Genomic DNA, 24208 nt, shown 5'->3' with positions numbered 1-24208 from the left:
TATTTATATTGTTGGATGTATAATCCAACTCACCAGCCAACTTTAAATGCAATCCAAGTCGCAAAATAGACATTTGCGAACTTCGGATGTCTGAGAATAGCCATAAAACCCCTTCCCACGGAGTATCCTCCCCTGAAAGGACGCATTGCGGTAGAGATGTCCTCGTCGTTCCAGTCGGAGAACTGCCTGTGGGCCTTCATGAAATGCGGATTCGTGTAAATCGACCTGGAATACCATCTCCCGTACGTTTCCGGCCTTCCCGACATCACCGCCTCGGCCGCCTTCCTGCCCGAGAGCATCGCGGCTCCTATCCCTCCGTAGCAGAGCGCGTTCGCGAGACCGGATGCATCGCCGACGATCATCGCGTTGTCGCTGACGGCCTCCGGAACCCCTCCGAACGGGATGTGACGGGCCCCCGACGATATCGTCCCCTCAGGCTCGGCTTCGCCCTTGGGCGAACCCACGGACACCGTGCCGGGCTTCGATGGGAACCTCCATCTGTAGAAGCCGCTGAGGGCCTGCCCCACGGTGAACGCCAGGGTGGTACCGCCGTCGCCCTTCACGATGTTGTTCACAACGGGAAGCATCTCCGGAACCGTGCCGAACAGGTCCCTCCTGACCACGGAGTGCGCCCCGTCGGCACCTATGAGATATCTGCAACGGAACTCGCCGACGTTCGTCCGGACGACGAAACCGTCCCCGTCCCTCTCCACTCCGGTGGCGGTCGCACGGAGGAACTCCGCCCGGCACCTGCCGCGGATCTCCGCGAGCATCTCCGGACGATCCACGACGGCCCCCTCGACGGGCACCTTGACAGTGATGCCGCCGGGGAACGAGATCTCGATCCTGTCGACCCTGGTCACCACCGCCGCGGGCTCGATGCCTGCCTTCCTGAACATCCTGTCGCTGACGGCCTCCCCGCAGACAGAGTGGTACTTCGGGAACATAGATTCGGAGAACCTCTCCAGGACCACCACTCTGCCGGGATACCCGTTGAGGTGGAACGCAGCGGATGCGCCGGCCGGCCCCGAACCTATGATGAGAACATCGACGTCCATGCGATCACGCCAGCAGTATCATGTGCCTGGAAATGGCCATGCGGATCTTCATCATCGTAGTCCTCCGGTCGTACTCCTCGCAGGAGTACTCGGTGCTCCTGTCCAGATCGGCCAGGAACTGGTCCACGGCCTGCCTGGTCACCTCCTCGGAGTAGATCATGACATTGGTCTCGAAATTGAGTGTGAACGAGCGTATGTCGAAGTTCGCCGACCCGACCGAGCAGCACCAGTCGTCCATGGCGATGAGCTTCTCGTGGACAAATCCGTCGTTGTACCTCCACACCCTCACCCCCGCCTTCATCAGAGCGTTGGCGTACGACATGTTGTTCCAGAACAGGAACATGTGGTCCTTCTTGTCGGGGATCAGTATCCTCACGTCCACGCCGGACCTGGCTGCGTTGGCCAACGCGAGGATCATGGACTCGTCGGGCGCAAGGTACGGGGTGGTGATGTACAGGCGCCTCTTCGCGTTGGCGATCATCGCCAGGTACTGCATCTGCACAGGGTTGTTGGGCATCGTGTCCGGTCCTCCGGAGACGAGCTGCATCCTCACGTTGCCCTTGTGGGGGATGGTGACCTCCCCCAGGTAGTGGCCCAGAGGCTTCAGGGGATCCCTCTTGGCACAGTACTGCCAGTCCGCGGAGAACCTCACGGCCATGGGCAGAATCCCGGATCCGACGACCTTCACGGACGCGTCCCTCCAGTGGCCAAGGGGGCCCTCCCCCTGGTACTCGTTGCCTATGTTGAACCCGCCGCAGTACGCCATCTTCCCGTCGATTATCGCAATCTTGCGGTGGTTCCTGTTGTTCTTCTTGGGACTCAGCAGGAGGTTGAGCGACGAGTGGAAGGTGGCGTAGTGTCCGCCGGCGTTCCTGAACCTGAATATCCCCTCCTTCGGCCCCTTGCCGATGCCGAACGCATCGGTTAGCAGACGGACCTCGACACCCTCTCTCACCTTCTGGATCAGGATGTCCATGAGCTCGTTGCCGATCTCGTCGTTGCGGATGATATAGTACTCCATGAGGATCGACTTCTCCGCGGACCTGAGGTCGTTTAGAAGGCTGGACAGCTTCTCGTGCCCCTCCGTGAACAGCGTTATTTCGTTGTCGTCCGAGTACGACCAGGCCCCTGAGCGGTCCATGCATTTGGCCATGCGGTACATCTCAGCCTTCTCCGGATCGCCGCCCAGGTCCTCCTCCAGCAGGTTGCTCTGGTACTCGGCGGCAGTCATCAGCTGAGTGTCCGTCACGTTCTTCGGCATGAACCTCATGCGGTTGTAGATCGTCGCACCCAGGTACATGTACAGTATGAACCCGACCGGCGGTGCAAGTACGAGCATCACGAGCCATGTCACGAAGACCCGGGGGTCGTACCTCTCCAGGAACATGAGGGCGAGGAGCGCGGCTATGTCGAAGATGACGATGACGGAGACGATCTCGGACAGCGTCACGGTGTAGGACAGCGCCTGCTCCACCTCCGGCGGGAACATGGGCTCGGGCATGCCGTGGTGTACCTCTGGAATGTATTTATTTGGTTCCACAGGAGCGACCGGACAGCACGGCGGATCCGAACCACGCCCTGACCCCGTTATATACGCCGGATGTGATTTCCCTCCATGTTCTGCAGGAACTGCGGCCACGAGCTCGAAGAGCATCAGTCGTTCTGCCCGTCGTGCGGCTTCCCGGTGGACCCGTCCGCGGTGCCGCCAGCCCGCAACACCGGCCCAGGCATGAGCCGCAGGACCGTCACCGCCGTGATCGTCTTCTCCGTGCTGGCACTGGCGGTCCTGTTCGCAGCGTCAAGCCTCATCGGCGACGATGAGGACGACAGCGTGGTAAGGGTCGTTGTCAGCGGGGATGTGGTCGTGTCGGGCGACATCGCCGACGGCTCGTTCATCGCTGTCGGGGACCTCGGCGACTCCGTGAAGTTCGTGCTCGTGGACGTCTCCAACGAGGAGACCCACTTCCTGTGGTCCCTGACCGACCGCTACGGCGACGAGTACCGCCGGATCACCCAGGAACCGTATCTTGAGATACCCAAGGACGACCTCACCCCGGGCATGTACGCGATGTCCGTGGGGAGCTCGGACAACCTGAACGGTCCGTACAGCTCGCGCAGCGGAAGCCTGATTCTCTACGGCACCCTGACGGACACGTTCGAGTGGACGTACATGGCGCAGGACCTCTCCGTCGCCGTCTCCTACGACTACGCCGACTACGAGGCCTGCAGACTGAACGACGACTACTACCTGAAGACCTACGGGGACTTCGGGCAGAGAGTGTCCATCCTCACGGCGGCCGACCCGACCATCGCATCGCTCGAGGAGCAGCTCAGGTCCGCCTACCTCGGAGCCTTCGGCCAGGATGCGCCCGTGGACGGTCAGGAGTACGCAGACTTCATACTGGGGTTCGTGCAGGTGTGCTTCGAGTACCTCAACGACTCCGACCTTTACGGCCGCGCGGAATACTGGGCGTTCCCGATGGAGACGCTGTACAACGGAGGCGGCGACTGCGAGGACACCTCGTTCCTGTGCGCCGCCCTCTTCGATGCCGCCGGATACGACGCGGGGGTGTTCATGGTGCCCGGCCACGCGTTGGCCGCGATCGCTCTGGACGACTACGAGGAGAACACCCTGTGGGAACTGGCGACGCACTACCACACGTACAGCTACGAGCTCGACGGCACCGTCTACTACGGATGCGAGACCACCGTCGACGTCCCGTTCCCCGCAGGAATGGTCTCCCGCGACTACACCATAACCTCCGACGGCGAATTCCTGTACCAGGGCGGAGGCGCGAATCCTTCGGACGGACTGTACCTGGTGGCATGAACCGGAGAGACCGTTGTGCCTTCCCCTGAGACGTCCCCCGTCAATCGGAGCACAAGTCCAAAGAACGGGATCATAGACGTCGACGGGGGCTCCGGCACCAGTCAGCTGGCACTTGATCACTGTTGCGAGCCGTATAAGAATCCGACTCGACGGCAACATCATCTTGCATCCTACCAGCGTTCGTTTGGTTCGCCTTCACAAAACGCCTTAATGCGAAACATTTGATGCGAACCCCCCGCATCACGTATTTCCATCAGAGTGCCAATCATTTTGAAGAATAATGGAGCCGCCTGAGGGATTTGAACCCCCGGCCTGCTGATTACAAGTCAGCCGCTATACCCCTAAGCCAAGGCGGCACCAAGCAGTCGTATCAGCAACTCGTTTATATCCGTTTCCCTCGGACCGACGGCGTTATGGCCCTTAACCGACATTGTTATATTATACAACGCAATCGCGAGCCCCATCATACATTGACATTCAAATGGTGATTTCAAATGGCAGACGCTAAAAGGATTGTCCGCATCGACTACAAAGCCTACTTCGCAGACGCAGACAGGCTCTACGACACGACGAACGCCGACGCAGCCAAGGAGGCCGGCATCTTCAACGAGAAGGTCACCTACGCCCCCATGGCCTACATCATCGGATCTGGTTCCCTCTACGCCGACCTGGACGCCGCCATCGCTGGCGCCGAGATCGGAAAGGAGACCGAGGTCACCATCCCCTGCGAGAAGGCCGCCGGTGCCAGGAACCCCAGGCTCATCGAGCTCCACCCCATCAAGGAGTTCTACAAGAACGAGATCAACCCCTACCCCGGCATGTCCGTCAGCCTCGGCAACCGCAACGGTGTCGTCATGTCCGTCGGAGCCGGCCGTGTCAAGGTCGACTTCAACAACCCCCTGGCCGGACACGACCTGAAATACGAGGTCACCGTCGTCGAGGAGGTCACCGACCCCGTCGAGAAGGCCAAGTGCATCATGGAGATGGACTTCGGAACCTCCGAGGGATTCGGATTCGGCATCATGGAGGACAAGGTCGTCATCACCGAGGCCGAGATCTGCAAGTTCCACGAGGGCTGGGCCGTCGCCAAGTACAGGCTCGTCTCGGACTACCGCAACACCTTCGGAGTCGACCGTGTCGAGTTCGTCCAGGTCTGGGAGTCCAAGAAGGCCGACGCCCCCGCAGAGTCCTCCGAGTGATCGGAACCCTGCAATCCTGAAACCCTTTCCTAAAAACACCCTTTTCTGTTCTGGTTTACAATGAAAGGGGAGGGTCGTGCCCTCCCGTCCATCCTATCCGCATACCGGCTGTCAATCGAAAAACGCCAGTATCGAGTTCAGCTCCCTGTTCACGTTGTTCCCCGCGGGCTGGGGCCTGTACGCCGGGCGCCTCGACCTGGGGGATTCCGGGAAACGCTGCTTGGTTCTCGGAATTATCAGTGTCTGCTGGTAGTGCGTCATCTCTCTTCTCTCCCGCAGCCACCTCGGCTGCAGATAAGAGATGGATCGGACTGTATAATTACATCTCGTTGTTATCTTTGTTATGTTAGATATTTTTGTTATGTGGTCCATGATTTGAACGTCTGGATCGGGCATGCATTGAAAGACATGGATTGAGAACGGCATAAACCGTGAGACGTAGACGAAACGTCATGCGGAGAAGACGAATCATTCCAGATAGAATGTGTTGATTATGTTGACGCCGTCTTCTGTGAGGAGGTACCTGTTGCGGAGCTCGTCCTTCCTGATCCAGCCGTTCCTGGACCACTTGGTGATAAAATCCCTCTGGTAGTACACGGCCTCGGTCTGACGCTGGTTGGACTTCCTGTCGGGATCGTCGGACTCCGTGTCACGGTACCACAGGCCCGCATCCTTCAGGGCCTGGACCATCCTTCCGCTGGTGACGGACATCTTGGCCTGGTTCCTCTCGTGGAGTATGCGCAGGCCCCTCACGAGATGCTCCTCGGGGATGTTGATCGTGTATATCGGCATGGTGCGCGGGGGATACGTGGACTTCGTTAGACCGACGGGCATCCCGTCCACGAAGTAGACATCCTTTATCCTCTCGGTAGGAACCGTGTACTCCTGTGTGCCGACGGAGAACGGGATCGTCCCGGGGACCATCATGGATGCCACCGTGGCGGCGGATGAGTACTCCGGGGATCCTGCCGAGATGTTCACGTAGATCTCGCAGCCTTCCTCGCTGTCGTTCTCCGACTGTATGATGGAGAGGACGGTGCGCAGCATCACGGAGAAGTCGCTGACGCGCTCGTTGTGGATTACGACCTCCACCTCGCGGGGAGATTCCTCCCTGAGCAACTCGCAGACCCTCTGGCAGAAGCTGTCGTAGATCATGCCGTTCTCCGAGGTCGGGTCCTTCACGTAGTGAATGATGTGGGCCTTGTTGATCTCGTAGTACAGAGCAGGCTCCACGACCTTCGATGTCTCGAAGGTCACGCAAGCCACCATGATCCTCTTCTTGCGGCCAGACGGCAAAGTGCATCCCGAGGTGATGATTGATTGCAGCGTATTTAATAACTATTATTTTACAATCTACGTAATCAACATATGAAACAAATCTCACAAAGATAACAGCGATTAGTTTATTAATATCAATGGAATTCTATGTATTGCATTTCCTCCCCCAAGGACATGCATCACCTGCTTATGGCCGGGACCCAAACACATCCATCCCATCCGGGTCCCGGCTGCTTTTGTTATTCATAACGTTCGACATCGTCTGAGAACAGGAGCTTGCATGAATCGTATCAGACATCTTGACCAGACACAATACGATCCAGACATGCACCCATGGACCAACCTCGGGCATTTCTCGACATCAGGAAGTTATTCCGGGTTCCTGGTTCCGATCGAGATGATAGAAACGCTTATATCCAACGTTGATGTCGGGGGATTCAGCGGACAGGTGGCCTAGTCTGGATATGGCAGCAGCCTCCTAAGCTGCAGGCCGGGGGTTCGAATCCCCTCCTGTTCGCCATTTCTTCTACCCATGCCTTTTCTGCATGCGCCCTTTCGAGCTTCATCCTGCCGTAGCCCCTCGTTGTGCTGGTGGTCGCTGACCCATGGGGACGCTCTCGACGTGCTCTACCTCTTAGCTTGGTCTCCGCCCTCCCGTCGGAGCGGTGCTTGAAAATAGAAGGAACGTCCCCGAATGGGATGCAATCAGGATGTTTGGGGCGTCCCTCCAACACCGGATCCCCCTCTCTTTCGCGGACTCGTTCGAATGTGTCCACCACTTGCGACGTTTTGTATCTGAAGACGATGGCGGCCGGAGTGTGGGCCCGAGACCTCCTCCATGATGGCTTTGCTTCGCCACAATCCATCTCCGACGTGGAGGAGCACGTCTTCTAATCGACCACAGACCGTCACCGCACGGCTCTGGATTCGGATTGAATCGACACTCCGGCGCAAACCCGACCATCGATGATCCATCCTATGATTAGAACTGCCCGTCCCACGGTACGGTCGCCGCCGACTCTCGAGAAGTGTCGCTGATAGATAGAATATATACACTATGTACTATATTGTACAGCCCAGGTCGTCCTTTTACATTGTGTCGGATTCTTATTATATTCTGATGGGTGAGATAGCCAGACATCCAAAAATTTGGTTGATATAATGGAAAGGAAACAGATGATCGCGGTGATAGCCGTCATCGCGATCCTATGCGTCGCCGGGGCTTCCTACGCAGTGTTGTCCGGCGGCGATGACAATGGCGACGGGAGACCGACGCTCGTCGTGGAGACAAGCCCGGACTTCGCCCCGTTCGACTACCAGATTGGCTCCGAGTACGTGGGCATAGACATGGACATAGTCCGTGCGGTCTGCGACGACATGGGATACAACGTTCAGTTCAGGACCAACACGTTCGACTCGATCCTGATCTCGGTCCCGCAGGGCAAGTGCGACATGGGCGCATCCGGTTTCACGATCAACCCCGAAAGGGCCGAATCCGTGGACTTCTCGGACCCCTACGCCGAGGTGCACCAGGTCCTCGTCGTGCCCATCGACACGGACATCAAGACTCTCGATGACCTGGACGGAAAGAAGATCACCGTCCAGACCGGCACCACCGGCGCCGACTACGCCGCCGAGCGCTACGAGACGAGCAACATCATCTTCCAGAAGACCTACTCGGATGTCGTCAACGACCTCCTCTTCGGCAAGGCCGACTGCGAGGTCGTGGACAGCACCGTCGCGCTCTCCCAGGTGGACGCCCACCCGAACGAACTGAAGGTGCTGGACATCCTCACGGACTCGCCCGTCGAACAGTACGGGTTCATCTTCGCGAAGGGCAACACGGAACTCCGCGACATGTTCAACGAGTCCCTGCAGCACATCAAGGACAACGGACTCCACCAGCAGATCCTCGACTACTACGAGGAGAACGGATACTCCGTCGAGACACCCTCCTTCTTCTCCTACAAGGGCACCCTCATTGTCGAGACCAGCCCCGACTTCCCGCCGTTCGAGTACCTGTACGGCAGCGAGTACACCGGTATCGACATGGACATCATGAGGGCCATCGGGTACGACATCAACTACAGGATCGACTTCAGGCAGAACACCTTCGACTCCATCATCGTGTCCGTCCAGCAGGGCAAGTGCGACCTCGGTGCGTCGGGATTCACCATCGACGACGACAGGAAGCAGCGCGTCGACTTCTCGACCCCCTACGCCGAGATCCACCAGGTGCTTGTCGTCAAGGAAGGCTCCAACATCCAGAGCCTTGACGACCTGAAAGGGGCGAAGGTCTCTGTCCAGACCGGCACAAGCGGCGCAGGTTACGCCGAGGAGCTCAACGACAGGGGCATGGGCCTCGACATAAGAACGCAGAAGGACTACACGATAGCGCTTCTGGATGTGATCCAGGGCAAGACGGACTGCGAGATCGTAGACAGCACCGTGGCGCAGGCACAGGTCGCCAAGACCTCCGGCCTGAAGATCCTGGACATCCTGGATGCGGAACCCGAGTACTACGGGTTCATCTTCCAGAAGGGCAACACGGAGATCTACAACCTCGTCAACGACTCCCTGGACAAGCTCATCGCAAACGGCACCGTGGACAAGATCCTTCAGTACTACGCCGACGCCGAGTACAAGGAGGTCCCCTCCTACTACAGCAACCAGCAGGCCGAGGACGACGATGAGTCCGAGGAGACCGGCTGGTGGGCGGACCTCAAGGACAGGTTCCACACGGACTTCCTGAAGAACGACCGTTACCTGTATATCTTCGAGGGTCTGAAGAACACCATCATCATCACCGTCGTGGCCCTCATCATCGGTCTGATCCTCGGTTCCGTGGTGGCGATGGTGCGCAGCACCCACGACATGACGGGCAAACTGCGGATACTGAACGCGATATGCCACGTGTACATCACCGTGATACGCGGAACGCCTGTGATGGTCCAGCTGCTGCTGATCTACTACGTGGTGTTCGCATCGTCGGACAACGGTGTGCTGATAGCATCGGTGGCGTTCGGACTGAACTCAGGCGCGTATGTGGCTGAGGTCGTCCGTTCAGGAATAACAGCGGTCCCGAAGGGACAGATGGAGGCATGCAGAAGCCTCGGTATGAGCAACAGGATGGCCATGACCAACGTCATCCTGCCGCAGGCCATCAGGAACATCCTACCCGCCATCGGTAACGAGGGAATCTCCCTGCTGAAGGAGACCTCCGTGGCCGGTTACATCGGAATCATGGATCTGACCAGGGGAGCGGACATCATCAGGGGACAGACGTACGACGCGCTCCTGCCCATCATAGTGGCCGCAGCGATCTACCTGTCGATAGTCCTCGTGCTGACGTATCTTATCAGAAGACTAGAGAGGAGGCTAAACCGTGCCTACTGACAGCGAAGTACTGATTGAGATCAGGAACCTCGGGAAGTCCTTCGGGGACCACGAGGTCCTGAAGGACATTAGCCTGGACGTCCACAAGGGGGAGGTCATCTCCATCATCGGACCGTCCGGATGCGGGAAGTCCACCTTCCTGAGATCCATAAACCTGCTGGAGAGGCCGACCGCGGGCAGCATCGTCTTCGAGGGAATAGAGATCCTCGACCCGAAGACGGACATAGACCTGCTCCGCCGCAGGATCGGCATGGTGTTCCAGAACTTCAACCTCTTCCCCAACAAGAAGGTGAAGGAGAACATCATGCTGGCCCCGGTCAAGCTGGGCATCATGACAGAGGAGGAAGCCTCTGCCAAGGCCGACGAGCTCCTGGCCAGGATCGGCCTCCAGGACAAGGCGGACCAGTACCCGTCGAGGCTCTCCGGAGGACAGCAGCAGCGTGTGGCGATCGCCAGGGCGCTTGAAATGAACCCCGACGTGATGCTCTTCGACGAGCCCACGTCCGCTCTGGACCCGGAGATGGTCGGCGAGGTCCTGAAGATCATCAAGGACCTGGCCGACTCCGGGATGACCATGCTCGTGGTCACCCACGAGATGGGATTCGCCAGGGAGATCTCCGACAGGGTCCTCTTCTTCAACGAAGGGGTCATCGCGGAGGAGAACACCCCCGACGAGTTCTTCGGCAACCCGCAGAACGAGCGCCTCAAGGACTTCCTGTCCAAGATACTCTGAAAACTCCTTAGGGGTGGGCGACCACCCCTCTTTCCTCATGAGATTGACACGTCGTTTTGAGATGTCTTCCAGAATCGGCAGAGAGATTGTAAAAATGGCTACCTCCGTAAACTGGAACCGCCTGATGTGCCGAACCCAGATGGAAAAACATCGGAAAAACAACTACTTCGAGGATGATATTGAATCGTTGTGTGTATCTGGGGAGGTATCCTCCTCTGCACACACGTTATTTCTTACATGATGCCCAACCCCCGGCATAATGCCGGAGGCAGAGCACGTGAATGTGGTTTGACGGGACTCACTCGCCCCTGATGGTCTCCTCGGCCGACTGGATGCACTTGGTCAGCACAGAGTACGCGTTGATCATGTCGGACTCCCCGACGATGAAGATGGTGTCCGTGTGGCAGCTGACGGTCTCCTCGATGTTGATGCCGGCGTCGGACAGGTTGGTGATCAGGTATGCGATGACTCCGCTCGTGTCCACGATCTTCTCCGGGGACTTGACGGCGATCTCCACCAGGTTCTCCCTGACCTTGATGAGGTTGAACCTGCCGACGGTGTCGATGATCCTCTCCTTCAGGAGCGTGTCTGCGATGATGGTCACCGCGGACGCGGACTGTACGCACTGCATGATGCTGTTCTCGTTCCAGAGGTCCTTGAACAGGTTGTCCATCTTGTGGAGGACGGACCAGTCGTTCTTGGCCGTCACGATGCATGTCTTGGTTCTCATCTCGAGCCTGCTGTCCTTCAGGATCCTTAGGATGCTGAGCTCGTGGTCGGTGGTGACCGAGAGCTTCGAGGCGTAGCGGCGGCAGGCGATCATGACGGCCTCCTCGTTGTCCACGCCGATGTCCTTCATGATCATCCTGGCGAGTGACGAGTAGTTGATGAGCCCCTTGGCGACGCAGTCCTTGATGCTGGGGTGGCGTCTATGTACATCCTGGTCTTCTCGGCGAGACTCTCCTTGATGACGCTTTTGGACATGTTCGAAGACATCCCCGTACAGGTATATAATGTTTTAAAATAGACAGAAAATGTGTAAAAGGTTTGGAAATGGGACAGCCGTGTCAACCGTCCCGAAGGGTCCGGAGAGGATGGGCGGCAGGCCTCAGATCTGGTTCGCCTCCATCCCCTTGGAGATCCTGCTCTGCTCGGCGACGAAGCCGTCGGAGGAGCGATCGACCACCTGGGCCTGGGTGCCGGATTGCTCCGCCGCCTGGTGGACGACCACCTGCTGGTACGGGATGTTGATGCCGTTCTCGTCGAACAGCAGCTTGAGCTCCCTGTTCATGGCCCTCTGCACTACGAAGTAGTCGTTCTCGTCGCAGTCGCTCATGAACATCAGGTCCACACTGGACGGCCCCAGGGCGGTGACCCCCTTGTAGAACGGACCGTTGACGATCTCGGGGATCGCGGCCTTGATGCGCTCGAGGTTGTCCTCGATGACTCCCTCGACCCTCGTGAGCGACTCGCTGTACTCGATCGAGATGATGGTCGTGACCACGGAGTAGTTCTGGGTCTGGTTCACCACGGAGACGATCTCGCTGTTGTTGATGATCTTCACGTTCCCGCCGGCATCGACGAGTCTTGTGGAGCGGATACCGATCTCCTCGATCTCCCCTCTCCAGCCCTCGATGACCACGATGTCCCCCACGCCGTACTCCCCCTCGAAGACGGTGAACAGACCCGCCACCACGTCCGCGATGAGGCTCTGCGCGCCGAGACCCACGACCAGGGTGACTATGCCCGCGCTGGCCACGAGTGTCGCCGTGTCCACGCCCAGGACCGACAGCACCGATAGCACCGCCAGGATCGCCACGACGTACTTGATGAAGCTGTTGATCATCTTGGCGGCGGTCATGTTCCTCTTGCTGCCGCTCATGGTCTTGGTGACGATGAACTGCACCACCTTGGTGAACACGTACATCAGGAACAGCAGCCTGATGCAGTCTATGACGTCGGGCATCGCCTGGTAGACCGAGTCTATACTGTCCACGCCGGTCGGGGCGGCGTTGAACACCGAGCCCTCCCCGTATATCCTGTCCGCGAGGAACCAGGACACAAGGGTGACCACCAGCATCAGCACCAGCACCACCGCCTTTACGACCGGGAACCCCCTCGACTCGTTCTCCTGCATTTCCTATCCTCTCCGTAATGCGTTGTTCAGATCGTGTACTCCGACTCGTGGAGGACCACGAGCTCTGTCCCTCCGTCCTCCAGGTCCTGGATGCATGTTATCCTGAGGACCGCGGTGTCCCCGAGGAGGCCGGCCCCGGTGACCGGCAGGGAGTACTCCCCGGCCTCCGGGTCAATCGTTGCGGTGGAGACGTTACCGTACCAGTCGGTGAGCGTCGCCGTGAATCCGTGCTGCACCCCTCCGTCGATGATCTCTGCGGAGAAGTGGAACATCCCGTCGATGAGGCAGGTGCACTCCCCGCCCTCGAAGTGGAAGAAGGTCTCGACCTCGCGCTGCGTCTCGACTGTGACGGAGGACAGCACGTGCGACCCGTCCCTCAGGGTCAGCGTGTAGGTCATCCCCGGTTTGAGCCCCGTCTGGGAGCCGGAGTCCCCGTCGCCGCCCACCGTCGACGAGCGGTCGGTGAACCTGTTGGTGAGGTCCACCGTGATGGTCTCGTCGCCCTGCAGGCCCTCCAGACTGACTGTGTACCATATGGTGTCCTCCGAAGCCACCACCTCCGAGAAGCCGCCTGTGACCCCTCCCTCGTAGCCCGGGTCCTCCTGGTCCCCGTAGTCGGGGTCGAGGACCGGCCCGAACACAGGGTCCAGGACGGGACCGAATATCGGCTCGAAGATCGATATCGGCGAGACCGTGAGCACCACGACGGCCGACACGGCCATCATGGTCGTGAGCACCCTCTTCTGGGCGCTCTTGTAAGATGTCTTCTTGCGTTTTGAAACGGAATCCTTCAGGGTGTCCCTGCCGAACTCCTCGAACTTCTGGATCTCGGTGGACTGCTGGATCTCCTCGGCGGTCTCGTTCTCCTCCGAACTCGACTCGCTCTCCGCCGCCACCGCGTTCACGCGGTCGACGGGGTTGATCCCGTCCTTGATCCTCATGCCGCCTCCCCCGACACCAGCATCTCGGCGGGACGCTTGACCTCGGTCATGGGGAACAGCACCGCGCCGTCCTCGTTGCCGGTGACCATCGTGACGAAGTAGCCCTTGGACGGGTCGACCGACCAGGAGAGCTCGCCTCCCCCGTGCACCCATCCGTCGGAGACCACCGCGCCGGTGTGGTCGTGGAGCCTGTACATGACACCCTCCAGGGAGTCTATCGTTATCACGTCGGCGTCGTCCCCCGAGTCCTGCGGGACCGGGGGCACCAGAACCTCCATCGTGCGGACCTCCCCGCCGTCGGACCCTGTGAACGTCAGGGTGACGGTTCCGGTTTGGATCGGTCCGAACGTCACGGACATGCCGGACGAGTGGTACACCGCCGCGTCCGCGGTGCATGACAACCCCTGTCCGATGCCGGTGACCACGAGGAAGGCGCCGCCGTGCTTCATGACACCTGTGACCTCGGCGCTGACGCCCGCCTTCACGAGGACCGGCCCCGTGGAGAGGGTCATCCCGTCCGAGGTGGATGTGGCTTCGGCGTAGTAGTCCAGGGTGGGGTCCAGGTCGGCCCATCCCTTGTCCTCTCCGTCTCCCGGGACCCATCCGCCGACCGGCGTGCCGTCCTCCAGCAGAAGCCTGTACTCCACCATCTCCTCGGACGACAGGATGACGCTGTCGACGCTCACCGAGACCACCTCTATGACCGGGTCCTTCGGTGCGACGATGGTTGCCTCCAGGATCTCCGATGTCGTCCCGGCGTAGCGTCCCATGACCTTGTACTCCGCACCCGGAGGCAGGAGGTCGAACCTTATGGTCAGGCCGGACGCCCCGGACTGCCATCCGAGGAGGAGGTTCCCCTCCGAGTCGCGCACGCTGTACTCCTTGTAGCTCTCGGGGCCGACGCTTATGCGCACCTGCCTGTCCTCGATGACCGCCGTGACGACGGTGCGTTCCGGAGGGGGCGACGGCGCGGGCTCCTCCTCGCCAACGGCGAAGACCGAGAACTGGCTGGACCTGACGGTGACGTAATAGCTTCCGCCGATGTACTCGACCGTGAAGCAGTCGTCAGTACTGTTCCAGAACGACGAGGAAGGGACGTAGCCCATCTCGGTGACGGAATCGCCATGCTGGCGAAAGAGTATGACGCGGTCGGGGTCGATGCCGTCAGGGAGTTCGAGGCTGAACACCATGTGAATTTGTGCATTACCAGATTCTTCCCCGACTTCCCCGAAACCGACGTCCACATATTTTACCAGATTCTGCCTGGGCCCCAGGTGAGGACTGAATTCAGCAATGGTTTCTTGATAGGAGGTCTTGTCTGTTGTTTTGATGGACAATGTACCTTGTGGTTGGGGTTTTACATTACGAACATATATCGGATAATCAGCGTCAAGAGTAACGTTTAGACCTTCACCTACTATGTCTTGATCTTCGGTCAAAGACACAGAAAACATATTCTCTCTGAAATTTCCTTCGGAATCTTCTGTGGAAAATCTGACCATGCAGAATCCGAGGTTCCCGCTGTACCCCAGACGACCTTCACTATCAGTAAATCCAGCAAACAGTATCTTACCATCCTTCAAGATAGACACATACGTTTCAGCCCTTGGCTCCTCGTTTTCATCGGTTAATATAATTGTAGAGACGCCTTCCCCGCCTGGTTTTGGCGAGTTGGAAATATAATAGAAATCAACTTTACTTTCTTCTATCTCTTCTGTCTGTGTTCCCGATGCATAACCGTTTGGAGGAGTCAAGTTTACTTTCAAATAATCCGGAGCCGTGTTACGTAGTAAACATAATCCAAGACAATTCTCAGAAGGCTTCAGAGTGACTGCTCCACAAGAATAAATCATATCAATGAGCCAAGCAGCCTGGCAAGTGCCATCTACTGTCATGGAAATTGATCCGTAAACCTTAGAATAATAACAATCTACCATCGGAGATAACATGTCAGATGCCACAAATTCTATGATACAACCCGAGTCGTTGTTGGACCCTACTGTAGACCGATATACACTCAAATGTGAATCAACTATGGTTATCTGACCGCTGCCGTCTTGAGAATTGTTATTTTTAACTATGCTCCCATCACTTTGATCGCTTGAGTATGTGATGGATACCCCACTTGAACCATCGGAGTAAATGGCAGAACCATCTCCGGCGGAGGTGTTACAGTGAATGCTGGTACCACTGACAATGAGACCGCCGCTGCTGTACACCGCTCCGCCCTTGGTCGAATGACATCCGGTGATCTCGCTGCTGATGAGTTCAACCACTGCGCCTTTCTCACAGCGCACGGCCCCTCCTAACGAGGAGGTATTGTTGTTATAGCACAGTTTCGACTGGCTGATCTTCACATTGCCCTCGGCTATTATGATGAGTGGGTCGGTGGCTGTAATCCCCTGATTACTGCCTCCGTGTATCGTCATACCCTCGATGGTCAACGAAGGTGAGCTGCCACTCGTTCCTCCTTTCAATGAGATATGAAACAACGGGCCTTGATAGCCTTCCGCTCTTGTTATCGTTGGCTCATCATTTTCAGTTGTTCCTGTCTCTTCTTTAGGTTCGATCGGTTGATCATTTCCGTCGATGGTTATCAGACGAAGTGTGATGGCCCGATTGTCTTGTATCGTGATTGCCCCGTCGCCTTCCTGCAACTGATGCTTCGCCACGTACACTGTGCCTTTGCCCACGATGCTGTCGATGGCTGCCTGGATCGTCTTGTAGCCGATCGGTTCATCACCATTGAATACGACCGCCTGCGCCTCCGACCAAACCATCGTGGTCTGATCCTCGGCGGCTCCGGCGCCGTCCTCACCGTCGTACCCCGGCATGGAGACCAGCAGCAGCGAGGCTGACAGAACGACCGCCAGTACGGCAAGAACGAGCATTGATTTCGATGAGGGGGCGGGCATGGTGAATCGATATGGTTTTCACGGTTCGTATTTATTTAAAGATGGCCTGATTGGCGATCGCGATTCACTGGATGCGTTATCTATACGCGAGAATCCATATAGCGCCATCGGAACCCATCGTTGGATGTGCTGTCATCCGACTGATAGGCTTTAAGAACCTATTCCCATTCGGGATTCGTTCTCATACAGATAGACAATCTTCGATGACCGTCAGCACGATGCGACGATTCATGGAAACAAAAGACGGACTGGCCTGATTGCGACTGGACCGAATTTTCTGAAATACAGGGCCATTCCGAAAAAAGATCTGCGGGGGAAGCTGACGCCTCCCCCTGATGGGCGTTTGGAGAAGGAGCCCTCACTGCGCCAGGGCCTCGGCCAGGAGCTTCGTGAAGACGTCCTTCTGGGCATCGTCGATGATGAGCGGCGGGATCAGGCGGATCGTGCCGCCGTGGGCGACGTTGATGAGCACGCCGTTGTCGCGGCAGTACCTCTGCACCATGGACGCCGTCTCGGCCGTGTCCATCTGGACGCCGATTATGAGCCCGCACCCGCGGACCTCCCTGATCCTCGGGGAGTCGATGGCCTTCAGGTCGGCCATCCACCTCGCGCCGATCTCCTTGGCGTGGGCGACGACGCCGTCCCTCTTCATGACGTCCAGGACCGCGCATCCGGCGCTGCACACCAGCGGGTTCCCGCCGAAGGTCGTGCCGTGGGTCCCCGGGGTCATGATGGCGGAGATGCCGTCGGTTGTCGTGACCGCCCCGATGGGCGTCCCGCCCCCGAGGGCCTTCGCCATTGTGATGATGTCCGGCACGACGCCGTGGTTCTGAATGCCGTACCACTCCCCGGTGCGCCCGATCCCGGTCTGCACCTCGTCGGCGATCATCACGGTGCCGTTGTCGTCGCACAGGTCGCGGACCCCCTTGAAGAACTCTGCGGAGGCCGTGTGGACCCCGCTCTCCCCCTGGATGGGCTCGACTATCAGGGCGGCCACGTCCTTCGTCATCATCTCCTTGACGCTCTCCAGGTCCCCGAATCTGAAGTACCCGTAGGAGTGGGCGATGAGGGGCTCGAACGACTTCTGTATGCTCTCCTGGCCTGTGGCACCCATCGCCGCCGACGTCCTCCCGTGGAACCCGTCCAGCGCCGCGAGCACCTTGGAGCGCCCCGTGTAGCGCACCGCCGTCTTCAGCGCGCCCTCGTTGGCCTCGGCCCCGCTGTTGCAGAACAGCGTCCTGTCCAGCTCCCCGGGGGTGATGGACGCGATCCTCTCGGCCAGCTCGGCCTGCTGCTCCACGTAGTACAGGTTGGAGACGTGGGTCATCCTGGCGGCCTGCTCCTGGATAGCCCTGGTCACGTCCGGATGGGCGTAGCCGAGGGAGTTGACCGCGATGCCGGCCACCAGGTCCAGGTACTCCCTCCCGTCGCTGCCGTAGAGGTAGCAGCCGCTGCCGTGCGTGAACGAGAGCGGTATGCGGCCGTAGTTCTGGAACAGGTAGCGGTCGCTCTTCTCCTTGACTTCGTTGAAATCCATTGTGTCACCTCGTGATGACCGTCCCGTGGGGGACGCCCTTCTTGATGTCCGTGATTATGCTCCTGGGATCCTTCCCGTTGACCATCCTGACGGTGGAGACCCCTGCGAGCAGGGCCTTCCTGCAGGCCTCCACCTTGGGGATCATGCCTCCGGAGATCGTGCCGTCCGCTATGAGACGGTCGACCTCCTCCAGGGTCAGGGAGTCCACCTTGGAGCCTGAGTTGTTGATGTCCAGCATGATGCCGGGGACGTCAGTGATGGTGATCATCTCCCTGCATCCCACACCGGCCGCTACGCCGGCGACCATGGTGTCGGCGTTCACGTTGAGCATCCTGCCCTCGGCATCCTTGCCGATGGGGTAGATGACGGGGGTGATCCCCTGCTCAAGCAGGTCGAACAGGCACTGCGGATCGGTGCCTGACACCTCGCCCACAAGACCGAGGTCGACCTCGACCTCGTTGCCGTCCTCGACGACCTTCATCGGGGGCTTCCTCGTGCAGACGGTGCAGAAGTACCCCGGGATGCCCAGGGCCTGGACGCCCGACTCCTGGAGGCATCCGACTATCTCGGCGTTGAGCCTCCTGAGAACCGTCTCCGCCACATCCAGGGAGTCGGCGTCGGTCACCCTGACCCCGCAGACCTTGCGGGGCGTCATGCCGCGCCTCTCCATCTCCTCGGATATCTCTGGGCCCCCGCCGTGGACCAGGATGATCCTGTCACCGTCACGGATGAGCTCCGCGATCTCCCTGGACAGGCGCATCATGTCGTCCCTGCCACGGATCGCGTTGCCACCGAACTTGAGAACGTATAGATCGTCCATGTCCACCGCCTCATGTGGCGTACTCCGCGTTGATGCGGACGTAGTCGTATGTGAGATCGCAGCCCCAGCCGGTGGCGCTCTCCTCCCCGACGCCGAGGTCGACCATGATTGTGACCTCCTTGTTGTCCATCGCCATGCGGACCACCTCGACAGCGCGCTCGTCCTGGAAGATGGGTGCCCCGGAGTCGAGGATCGGGACCTCCATGTCCCCGCCCTTGATTGTCAGGCGCACCTCGTTGAGGTCGAACTTGCACCCGCTGTTGCCCACTGCCATCATGAGACGCCCGTAGTTGGGGTCGGCCCCGAAGATGGCTGTCTTGACCAGCGGGGAGTTGATGATCGTCTTGACGACCTTCCTGGCGTCGTCCTTGGACTCGGCGCCGGTGACCTGCACCTCTATCAGCTTGGTGGCGCCCTCGCCGTCCATGGCGATCGTGCGTGCGATCTTCGTCATGACCAGACGGAGCGCGGCCTCGAACTCTGGGTCGTGGTCGGCGGGCTTGGATTTGGACATCCCGTTGGCCATGAGGATGCATGTGTCGTTGGTGGATTGGTCGCCGTCGACCGACACCATGTTCATGGAGTCGTCGAGGATGGACTGCCAGGTGTCGGCGAAGTCGTCGCCGAGGGTGGCGTCTGTGGTGATCATCGTGAGGGTGGTCCCGTGGAGCACCTTGACGTGGGGCTCGATCATCCCGCTCCCCTTGGAGATGGCTGCTATGTACACCAGCGTCCCGTCACTGAGACGGGTGCGGACGGCGCACTCCTTCTTGATCGTGTCCGTGGTCATGATCGCCTCGCAAATCAGCTTGTCCGCCTCGCGCCCAACGTCGAGCTCGCGGGATGCACGGGAGATTCCGTAGCGGATCTTGTGCATGTCCAGGAAACGGCCGATCAGACCGGTGGACATGACTCCCACCTCCTTCGGGTCCAGGTTCAGCTCCGCGGCGACCGCCTGCTTCATCGCATAGGCGTCCTCAATCCCGCGGCGCCCGGTGAGCGCGTTGGCGTTTCCGCTGTTCACCACTACCGCGGACAGGGTCGGGGAGTTCTCCTCCATCATCACCTGCACGGGGGCGGCCTTGACGTTGTTGCTCGTGAATGCGCAGTACGCCCTCGCGGGCACCTCGGAGTACAGCATCCCCAGGTCCAGGGAACGGTACTTGACTCCGCTGTGCACCCCCGCGGCCTTGAAGCCCTGGGGCGTCGTGATTCCACCATCTATTATCTCTACCATGTTCAGACCCCCAGTCCGGGCATGTCCAGCCCGGCGGATTCTTTGAGATTGAGCATGAGGTTCATACACTGGACCGCCTGTCCTGCGGCCCCTTTGACCAGGTTGTCCACGACGCCGAACGCGACGACCTTGTCGCCTATCAGACGCGACGACACCTGCGCGTGGTTGGAGCCAACGACCGCGCGGATGGACGGCTCCTTCACGTAATGTACGAAGCGCTCCCCGCTGTACTGGGAGCGGTAGACCCCGTCGATCTCCTCCTGTGTGACCCCCCTCTTCAAATCGAAGTAGCAGGAGGACAGGATGCCGCGGACTATCGGGATCAGCTGCGGCACGAACGTGACCTTCATGTGCGAGCCCGCGAAACGATCGACCGCCATCTCCACCTCCGGAGTGTGGCGGTGCGTGCCGACGCTGTAGGGGATTATCGACTCGCCGCATGTCGAGTGATGGGTGCGCGGACTCGGGACCATGCCCGCCCCGGACGTCCCGGACTTGGCGTCCACGATGACGTCCTCCTCCACCAAGCCCGATTTCAGCAGGGGGGCGCAGGCGAGGATGATTGACGTGGCGTAGCATCCAGGGTTGGCGACCAGGTCCGCGCCGCGGATCTCGTCGCGGAAGAACTCGGGCAGGCCGTAGACCGCCCTCTGCAGGTTGTCGACATCGGTGTGGGTATGTCCGTACCACTTCTCGTAGACGGCGACGTCGTGCATCCTGTAGTCACCGGATAGATCGATGGCCTTGATCCCCTGGTCGAGGAGTGCGGGCACCTCGTTCATGGCCACACCATGGGGTGTCGCGACGAAGACGAGGTCGAGGTCCTTCGTGTCGGAGATCCTCTCGGTGAAGTCTATGTCGACGTATCCGCTGAGGAACGGGTGGACCTCCGCCACCCTGACACCGGCGTTCTGACGGGAAGTCATGGCTGCGATCTCGACGTCCGGATGCGTGCACAGGATGCGCGCCAGCTCGCTGCCGGTGTATCCCGTGCCCCCTATGATGCCTATTCTGGTCATTTCCATCACACAGTGTAGTGCGGACACCACTGATGAAGTGTTCAAAAAGGTATTGTTCCATTTCAGACACATGAAATATCAGTAGTTTCCGCACGGACGGTTTTGGCGTCCCGCAGACCCGACTGTGACCATGGAAACAGCATGTTTTCACGGTGAAACAGGTGTCGGAATCGGAATTCTGCACCGGTGGAAAACATGTCTGTTTTCAGACACAGGACCATCCGGCTTGTTTTCGCACGCACGCGCGTCCAACCAAGCATATATCCCAGAAGGCAATCACAGACTCCGATCACAATGGCAGCCTGCAAATCCAAAGCCAAGAGTGCAGAGAAGAAAGCCGAGAGAGACAAGGTCGTCCTCGCCTATTCCGGCGGACTGGACACCTCCGTCGCCATCCACTGGCTCCAGGAGAAGTACAACGTCGACGTCATCGCAATCGCGATCAACGTCGGACAGCCCCCCAGCAAGGACGACATCGTCGCCCGCGCCCTCAGGAACGGCGCCATCAAGGCGGACTACATCGACGTGACCGACGAGTTCGTCACCGACTACGTCTGGCCCTCCCTGAAGGCCAACGCCCTGTACCAGAACGTCTACCCCCTGAGCACGGCCATCGCCAGACCCCTGATCGCCAAGAAGCTGGTCGAGGTCGCCAAGGCCGAGGGCGCCAAGTTCATCGCCCACGGATGCACCGCCAAAGGAAACGACCAGGTCAGGTTCGACGTCGGAATCGTCTCCCAGGACCCCAACATGAAGATCATCGCCCCCATGCGCGAGTGGATCACCACCAGAGAGGAGGAGATCGAGTACGCCAAGCAGAACGGCATCGAGATCATCGTGAAGAAGGAGAGCCCCTACTCCAGGGACGAGAACCTCTGGGGCAGCTCCTGCGAGTGCGGAATCCTCGAGGACCCCTGGGCCGAGCCCCCGGCAGATGTCTGGGAGAACACCGTGGACCCCGAGAAGGCACCCGACGAGCCCGAGTACATCGAGATCAAGTTCGAGCAGGGAATCCCCGTCGCCCTCAACGGAAGGAAGATGGGCGGTGTCAAGCTCATCGAGAAGCTGGACAAGATCGCCGGAGCCCACGGCGTCGGAAGGATCGACCACGTCGAGGACCGCCTCATGGGAATCAAGAGCCGCGAGACCTACGAGTGCCCCGCAGCCGTCACCCTGATCAAGGCCCACCAGGCCCTGGAGGCCATGACCCTGCCCAGGGACACCATCGAGTTCAAGCGCGGAATCGAGCAGAAGTTCTGCCAGCTGGTCTACGACGGACTCTGGTTCGGAGGACTCATGGAGCCCATCCAGGCATTCGTCGACAAGACACAGGAGTTCGTCACCGGAACCGTCCGCGTGAAGCTCTACAAGGGAAGCGCCACCGTCGTCGGCAGGAAGTCCCCGTACTCCATGTACGACGAGGGACTCAGCACCTACGCCGAGGGAGACGTCTTCGACCACAACTCCGCGACCGGGTTCATTTACGTCTGGGGACTCCCCGGAAGGACCGCCGCGAAGAGCCACGCCGTCAAGAAGAAGTGATCGTCTTGCAGCAGGCCCTGTGGTCCGGAAGGTTCTCGGCCGGGATGGACGACTCCACCCTGGCCTTCACCTCCTCCCTCGACGTGGACTCCCACCTGGCGTTCTACGACGTCATGGGGTCACTCGCCCATGTGAGGATGCTGAAGAAGTGCGGAGTCATACCTGCCGAGGACGCGGACAAGATAATATCCGGACTCAAGGACATCCTCGTCAAAGTGAAGGACGGCATCTTCGAGTTCGACTACTCCCTGGAGGACGTCCACACCTGCATCGAGTTCAGCCTCACCCAGGCGATCGGCCCCGCCGGAGGCAAGCTGCACACCGGCAGGAGCAGGAACGACCAGGTCGCGACGGACTTCAGGATGTACCTGAGGGACGACGCCCTCAAGGCCGCCGAGGCGGTCAACGGGCTCATGATGGCCCTGGTCAAGGTGGCCGAGGACAACGGCGATGCCGTGATGCCCGGATTCACCCACATGCAGCACGCCCAGCCGGTGACCCTGGCCCAGCACATGCTGGCCCACGCCTTCAAGTTCTCCCGCGACGCCGACAGGTTCCTCGACGCGTTCAGGAGGATGGACAAGTGCCCCCTGGGTGCTGCCGCGCTCGCCGGGACCACGTATCCCATAGACAGGCGCATGACCGCAGAGGCGCTGGCGTTCAGGGAGCCCACGGAGAACTCCATGGACTCGGTCAGCGACAGGGACTTCGTCACAGAGCTGGCGTACTGCGCCGCCCAGACCGCCGTCCACCTGTCCAGCCTCTGCGAGGAGCTGGTGCTCTGGTCGTCCCAGGAGTTCGGCTTCATCGAGATGGACGACAGGTACACCACCGGATCGTCCATCATGCCCCAGAAGAAGAACCCCGACATCGCGGAGCTCGTCCGCGGGAAGACGGGTGCTGTCGTCGGGGCGCTGATGACCATGATCACCATGACCAAGGGTCTCCCCCTGACGTACAACCGCGACCTGCAGGAGGACAAGCGCCCGGTCATGGATTCGATGGCGACGGTCATCGCCAGCGCCCAGATGATGTCCAAGGTCGTCTCCACCACCTCGTTCCACAGGGACAGAATGCTCGAGGTCACCAGCAGGGGGCAGATCAACGCCACCGACCTGGCCGACTACCTCGTCACCAAGGGCGTCCCGTTCCGCGAGGCGCATGGGATCGTCGGTGCCGCCGTCAGGCACAGCATCGACACCGGCAGGAACCTGGAGGACATGACCCTCGAGGAGCTCAGACAGTTCTCCGACAGGATCGAGCAGGACGTCTATGACATCCTCCCGGTGGTCAGGTGCGTCGAGCGCAGGAACTCCTACGGAGGAACCTCCCCGCAGTCCACCGACGTCCAGATCTCCAAGGCCATAGAGCAGATCATGCTCAGGGACGAGGTCATCAGACAGGAGAACCAGCTCATAGAGAACTGCTGGAAGGCCCTTCTGGACTGACACGATAAACCGGAGCGGGGATCCACTCCCCCTCCATTTTTCCATCTAGATTTTTGAGACGCCCTGCCGATCATGCCCGGATGCAGAGCTGACGCTCCGACAGATGATTCTGATACGG

General features: G+C 59.5%; 17 protein-coding genes, 2 tRNA genes and 1 pseudogene. 7 read left to right on the top strand and 13 right to left on the bottom strand.

Features of this window, described 5'->3' with window-relative positions; all coding sequences use genetic code 11:
* Positions 1–29: 29 nt before the first annotated feature.
* Positions 30–1058 carry a hypothetical protein gene (locus JS82_03525; GenBank protein ID QHK17228.1) on the bottom strand — a complete coding sequence of 343 codons (1029 nt, stop codon included), beginning with the start codon at positions 1056–1058 and terminating at the stop codon, positions 30–32.
* 4 nt (positions 1059–1062) lie between these two features.
* Entirely contained in the window at positions 1063–2559 is a 1497-nt protein-coding gene (gene cls / locus JS82_03520; protein QHK17227.1) for a cardiolipin synthase, read from the bottom strand.
* Between the two features lie 114 nt (positions 2560–2673).
* Here cls and JS82_03515 point away from each other — a divergent pair, with 114 nt between their 5' ends.
* Positions 2674–3888 (top strand): zinc-ribbon domain-containing protein, encoded by a 1215-nt coding sequence (locus JS82_03515; protein QHK17226.1) that lies wholly within the window; start codon positions 2674–2676, stop codon positions 3886–3888.
* Positions 3889–4169: 281 nt separating this feature from the next.
* Here the strand turns inward: JS82_03515 and JS82_03510 are convergent.
* Positions 4170–4244: transfer RNA gene (locus tag JS82_03510), tRNA-Thr, on the bottom strand.
* A 138-nt stretch (positions 4245–4382) separates the two neighbouring features.
* Here JS82_03510 and JS82_03505 point away from each other — a divergent pair.
* Complete coding sequence (locus tag JS82_03505; GenBank protein QHK17225.1) at positions 4383–5087, top strand: peptidylprolyl isomerase; 705 nt, start codon at positions 4383–4385, stop codon at positions 5085–5087.
* 111 nt (positions 5088–5198) lie between these two features.
* Here the strand turns inward: JS82_03505 and JS82_03500 are convergent, their stop codons facing one another.
* Together JS82_03500 and JS82_03495 are read right to left on the bottom strand one after the other, a co-directional pair.
* A complete protein-coding gene (locus tag JS82_03500; protein ID QHK17224.1) occupies positions 5199–5348 on the bottom strand; it encodes a hypothetical protein in 150 nt (49 codons plus the stop codon).
* Between the two features lie 207 nt (positions 5349–5555).
* Positions 5556–6383, bottom strand: a complete 828-nt coding sequence (locus JS82_03495) for a hypothetical protein (protein QHK17223.1) — start codon at positions 6381–6383, stop codon at positions 5556–5558.
* Positions 6384–6807: 424 nt separating this feature from the next.
* Between JS82_03495 and JS82_03490 the strand changes: the two genes are divergently transcribed.
* The 3 genes from JS82_03490 (at position 6808) to JS82_03480 (ending at position 10494) form a co-directional block, all read left to right on the top strand.
* Positions 6808–6885 (top strand) — tRNA-Arg (locus JS82_03490).
* Positions 6886–7526: 641 nt separating this feature from the next.
* Positions 7527–9761, top strand: a complete 2235-nt coding sequence (locus JS82_03485; GenBank protein QHK17222.1) for an ABC transporter permease subunit — start codon at positions 7527–7529, stop codon at positions 9759–9761.
* Between the two features lie 10 nt (positions 9762–9771).
* The gene (locus tag JS82_03480) at positions 9772–10494 is read left to right on the top strand and encodes an ATP-binding cassette domain-containing protein (GenBank protein QHK18386.1); all 723 of its coding nucleotides are present in this window, start codon (positions 9772–9774) and stop codon (positions 10492–10494) included.
* A 298-nt stretch (positions 10495–10792) separates the two neighbouring features.
* On the opposite strand, the pseudogene JS82_03475 reads toward JS82_03480, so the two are convergent.
* The 8 genes and pseudogenes from JS82_03475 to JS82_03440 all read right to left on the bottom strand — a co-directional run bounded on the left by JS82_03475 (position 10793) and on the right by JS82_03440 (position 21100).
* A pseudogene (locus tag JS82_03475) lies at positions 10793–11490 on the bottom strand (ACT domain-containing protein).
* A 112-nt stretch (positions 11491–11602) separates the two neighbouring features.
* Positions 11603–12631 carry a mechanosensitive ion channel gene (locus JS82_03470; GenBank protein QHK17221.1) on the bottom strand — a complete coding sequence of 343 codons (1029 nt, stop codon included), beginning with the start codon at positions 12629–12631 and terminating at the stop codon, positions 11603–11605.
* A 26-nt stretch (positions 12632–12657) separates the two neighbouring features.
* Positions 12658–13572, bottom strand: a complete 915-nt coding sequence (locus tag JS82_03465) for a hypothetical protein (protein ID QHK17220.1) — start codon at positions 13570–13572, stop codon at positions 12658–12660.
* The gene (locus JS82_03460) at positions 13569–14762 is read right to left on the bottom strand and encodes a hypothetical protein (GenBank protein ID QHK17219.1); all 1194 of its coding nucleotides are present in this window, start codon (positions 14760–14762) and stop codon (positions 13569–13571) included. Before JS82_03460 ends, JS82_03465 begins: the two co-directional genes overlap by 4 nt.
* 2083 nt (positions 14763–16845) lie before the next feature.
* Positions 16846–18024: an acetylornithine transaminase gene (locus tag JS82_03455; protein ID QHK17218.1), complete on the bottom strand. Its 1179-nt coding sequence runs from the start codon at positions 18022–18024 to the stop codon at positions 16846–16848.
* Between the two features lie 4 nt (positions 18025–18028).
* Positions 18029–18844: an acetylglutamate kinase gene (argB, locus tag JS82_03450; protein QHK17217.1), complete on the bottom strand. Its 816-nt coding sequence runs from the start codon at positions 18842–18844 to the stop codon at positions 18029–18031.
* Positions 18845–18854: 10 nt separating this feature from the next.
* Positions 18855–20081 (bottom strand): bifunctional ornithine acetyltransferase/N-acetylglutamate synthase, encoded by a 1227-nt coding sequence (gene argJ / locus JS82_03445; GenBank protein ID QHK17216.1) that lies wholly within the window; start codon positions 20079–20081, stop codon positions 18855–18857.
* A gap of 2 nt (positions 20082–20083) precedes the next feature.
* Positions 20084–21100: an N-acetyl-gamma-glutamyl-phosphate reductase gene (locus JS82_03440; protein ID QHK17215.1), complete on the bottom strand. Its 1017-nt coding sequence runs from the start codon at positions 21098–21100 to the stop codon at positions 20084–20086.
* A 294-nt stretch (positions 21101–21394) separates the two neighbouring features.
* Between JS82_03440 and JS82_03435 the strand changes: the two genes are divergently transcribed.
* Positions 21395–22642, top strand: a complete 1248-nt coding sequence (locus JS82_03435) for an argininosuccinate synthase (protein ID QHK17214.1) — start codon at positions 21395–21397, stop codon at positions 22640–22642.
* Positions 22643–22686: 44 nt separating this feature from the next.
* Positions 22687–24090, top strand: a complete 1404-nt coding sequence (argH, locus tag JS82_03430) for an argininosuccinate lyase (protein QHK18385.1) — start codon at positions 22687–22689, stop codon at positions 24088–24090.
* Positions 24091–24208: the final 118 nt, after the last annotated feature.

The organism is Methanomassiliicoccaceae archaeon DOK (assembly GCA_009911715.1).
Lineage (GTDB): Archaea > Thermoplasmatota > Thermoplasmata > Methanomassiliicoccales > Methanomethylophilaceae > Methanoprimaticola.
Note: the sequence above shows the minus strand (reverse complement) of the source record. Positions and strands in the feature narration are given on the sequence as shown.

Excerpts from the sequence above, each read along its gene's own strand:
- JS82_03435 (QHK17214.1), top strand. The coding sequence starts at position 21,395 with ATGGCAGCCTGCAAATCCAAAGCCAAGAGTGCAGAGAAGAAAGCCGAG.
- argH (QHK18385.1), top strand. The coding sequence starts at position 22,687 with ATGGACGACTCCACCCTGGCCTTCACCTCCTCCCTCGACGTGGACTCC.
- JS82_03460 (QHK17219.1), bottom strand. The coding sequence starts at position 14,762 with ATGGTGTTCAGCCTCGAACTCCCTGACGGCATCGACCCCGACCGCGTC.
- argB (QHK17217.1), bottom strand. The coding sequence starts at position 18,844 with ATGGACGATCTATACGTTCTCAAGTTCGGTGGCAACGCGATCCGTGGC.
- JS82_03500 (QHK17224.1), bottom strand. The coding sequence starts at position 5,348 with ATGACGCACTACCAGCAGACACTGATAATTCCGAGAACCAAGCAGCGT.
- JS82_03455 (QHK17218.1), bottom strand. The coding sequence starts at position 18,024 with ATGGATTTCAACGAAGTCAAGGAGAAGAGCGACCGCTACCTGTTCCAG.
- JS82_03465 (QHK17220.1), bottom strand. The coding sequence starts at position 13,572 with ATGAGGATCAAGGACGGGATCAACCCCGTCGACCGCGTGAACGCGGTG.
- JS82_03525 (QHK17228.1), bottom strand. The coding sequence starts at position 1,058 with ATGGACGTCGATGTTCTCATCATAGGTTCGGGGCCGGCCGGCGCATCC.
- argJ (QHK17216.1), bottom strand. The coding sequence starts at position 20,081 with ATGGTAGAGATAATAGATGGTGGAATCACGACGCCCCAGGGCTTCAAG.
- JS82_03515 (QHK17226.1), top strand. The coding sequence starts at position 2,674 with ATGTTCTGCAGGAACTGCGGCCACGAGCTCGAAGAGCATCAGTCGTTC.
- JS82_03485 (QHK17222.1), top strand. The coding sequence starts at position 7,527 with ATGGAAAGGAAACAGATGATCGCGGTGATAGCCGTCATCGCGATCCTA.
- cls (QHK17227.1), bottom strand. The coding sequence starts at position 2,559 with ATGCCCGAGCCCATGTTCCCGCCGGAGGTGGAGCAGGCGCTGTCCTAC.
- JS82_03505 (QHK17225.1), top strand. The coding sequence starts at position 4,383 with ATGGCAGACGCTAAAAGGATTGTCCGCATCGACTACAAAGCCTACTTC.
- JS82_03470 (QHK17221.1), bottom strand. The coding sequence starts at position 12,631 with ATGCAGGAGAACGAGTCGAGGGGGTTCCCGGTCGTAAAGGCGGTGGTG.
- JS82_03440 (QHK17215.1), bottom strand. The coding sequence starts at position 21,100 with ATGACCAGAATAGGCATCATAGGGGGCACGGGATACACCGGCAGCGAG.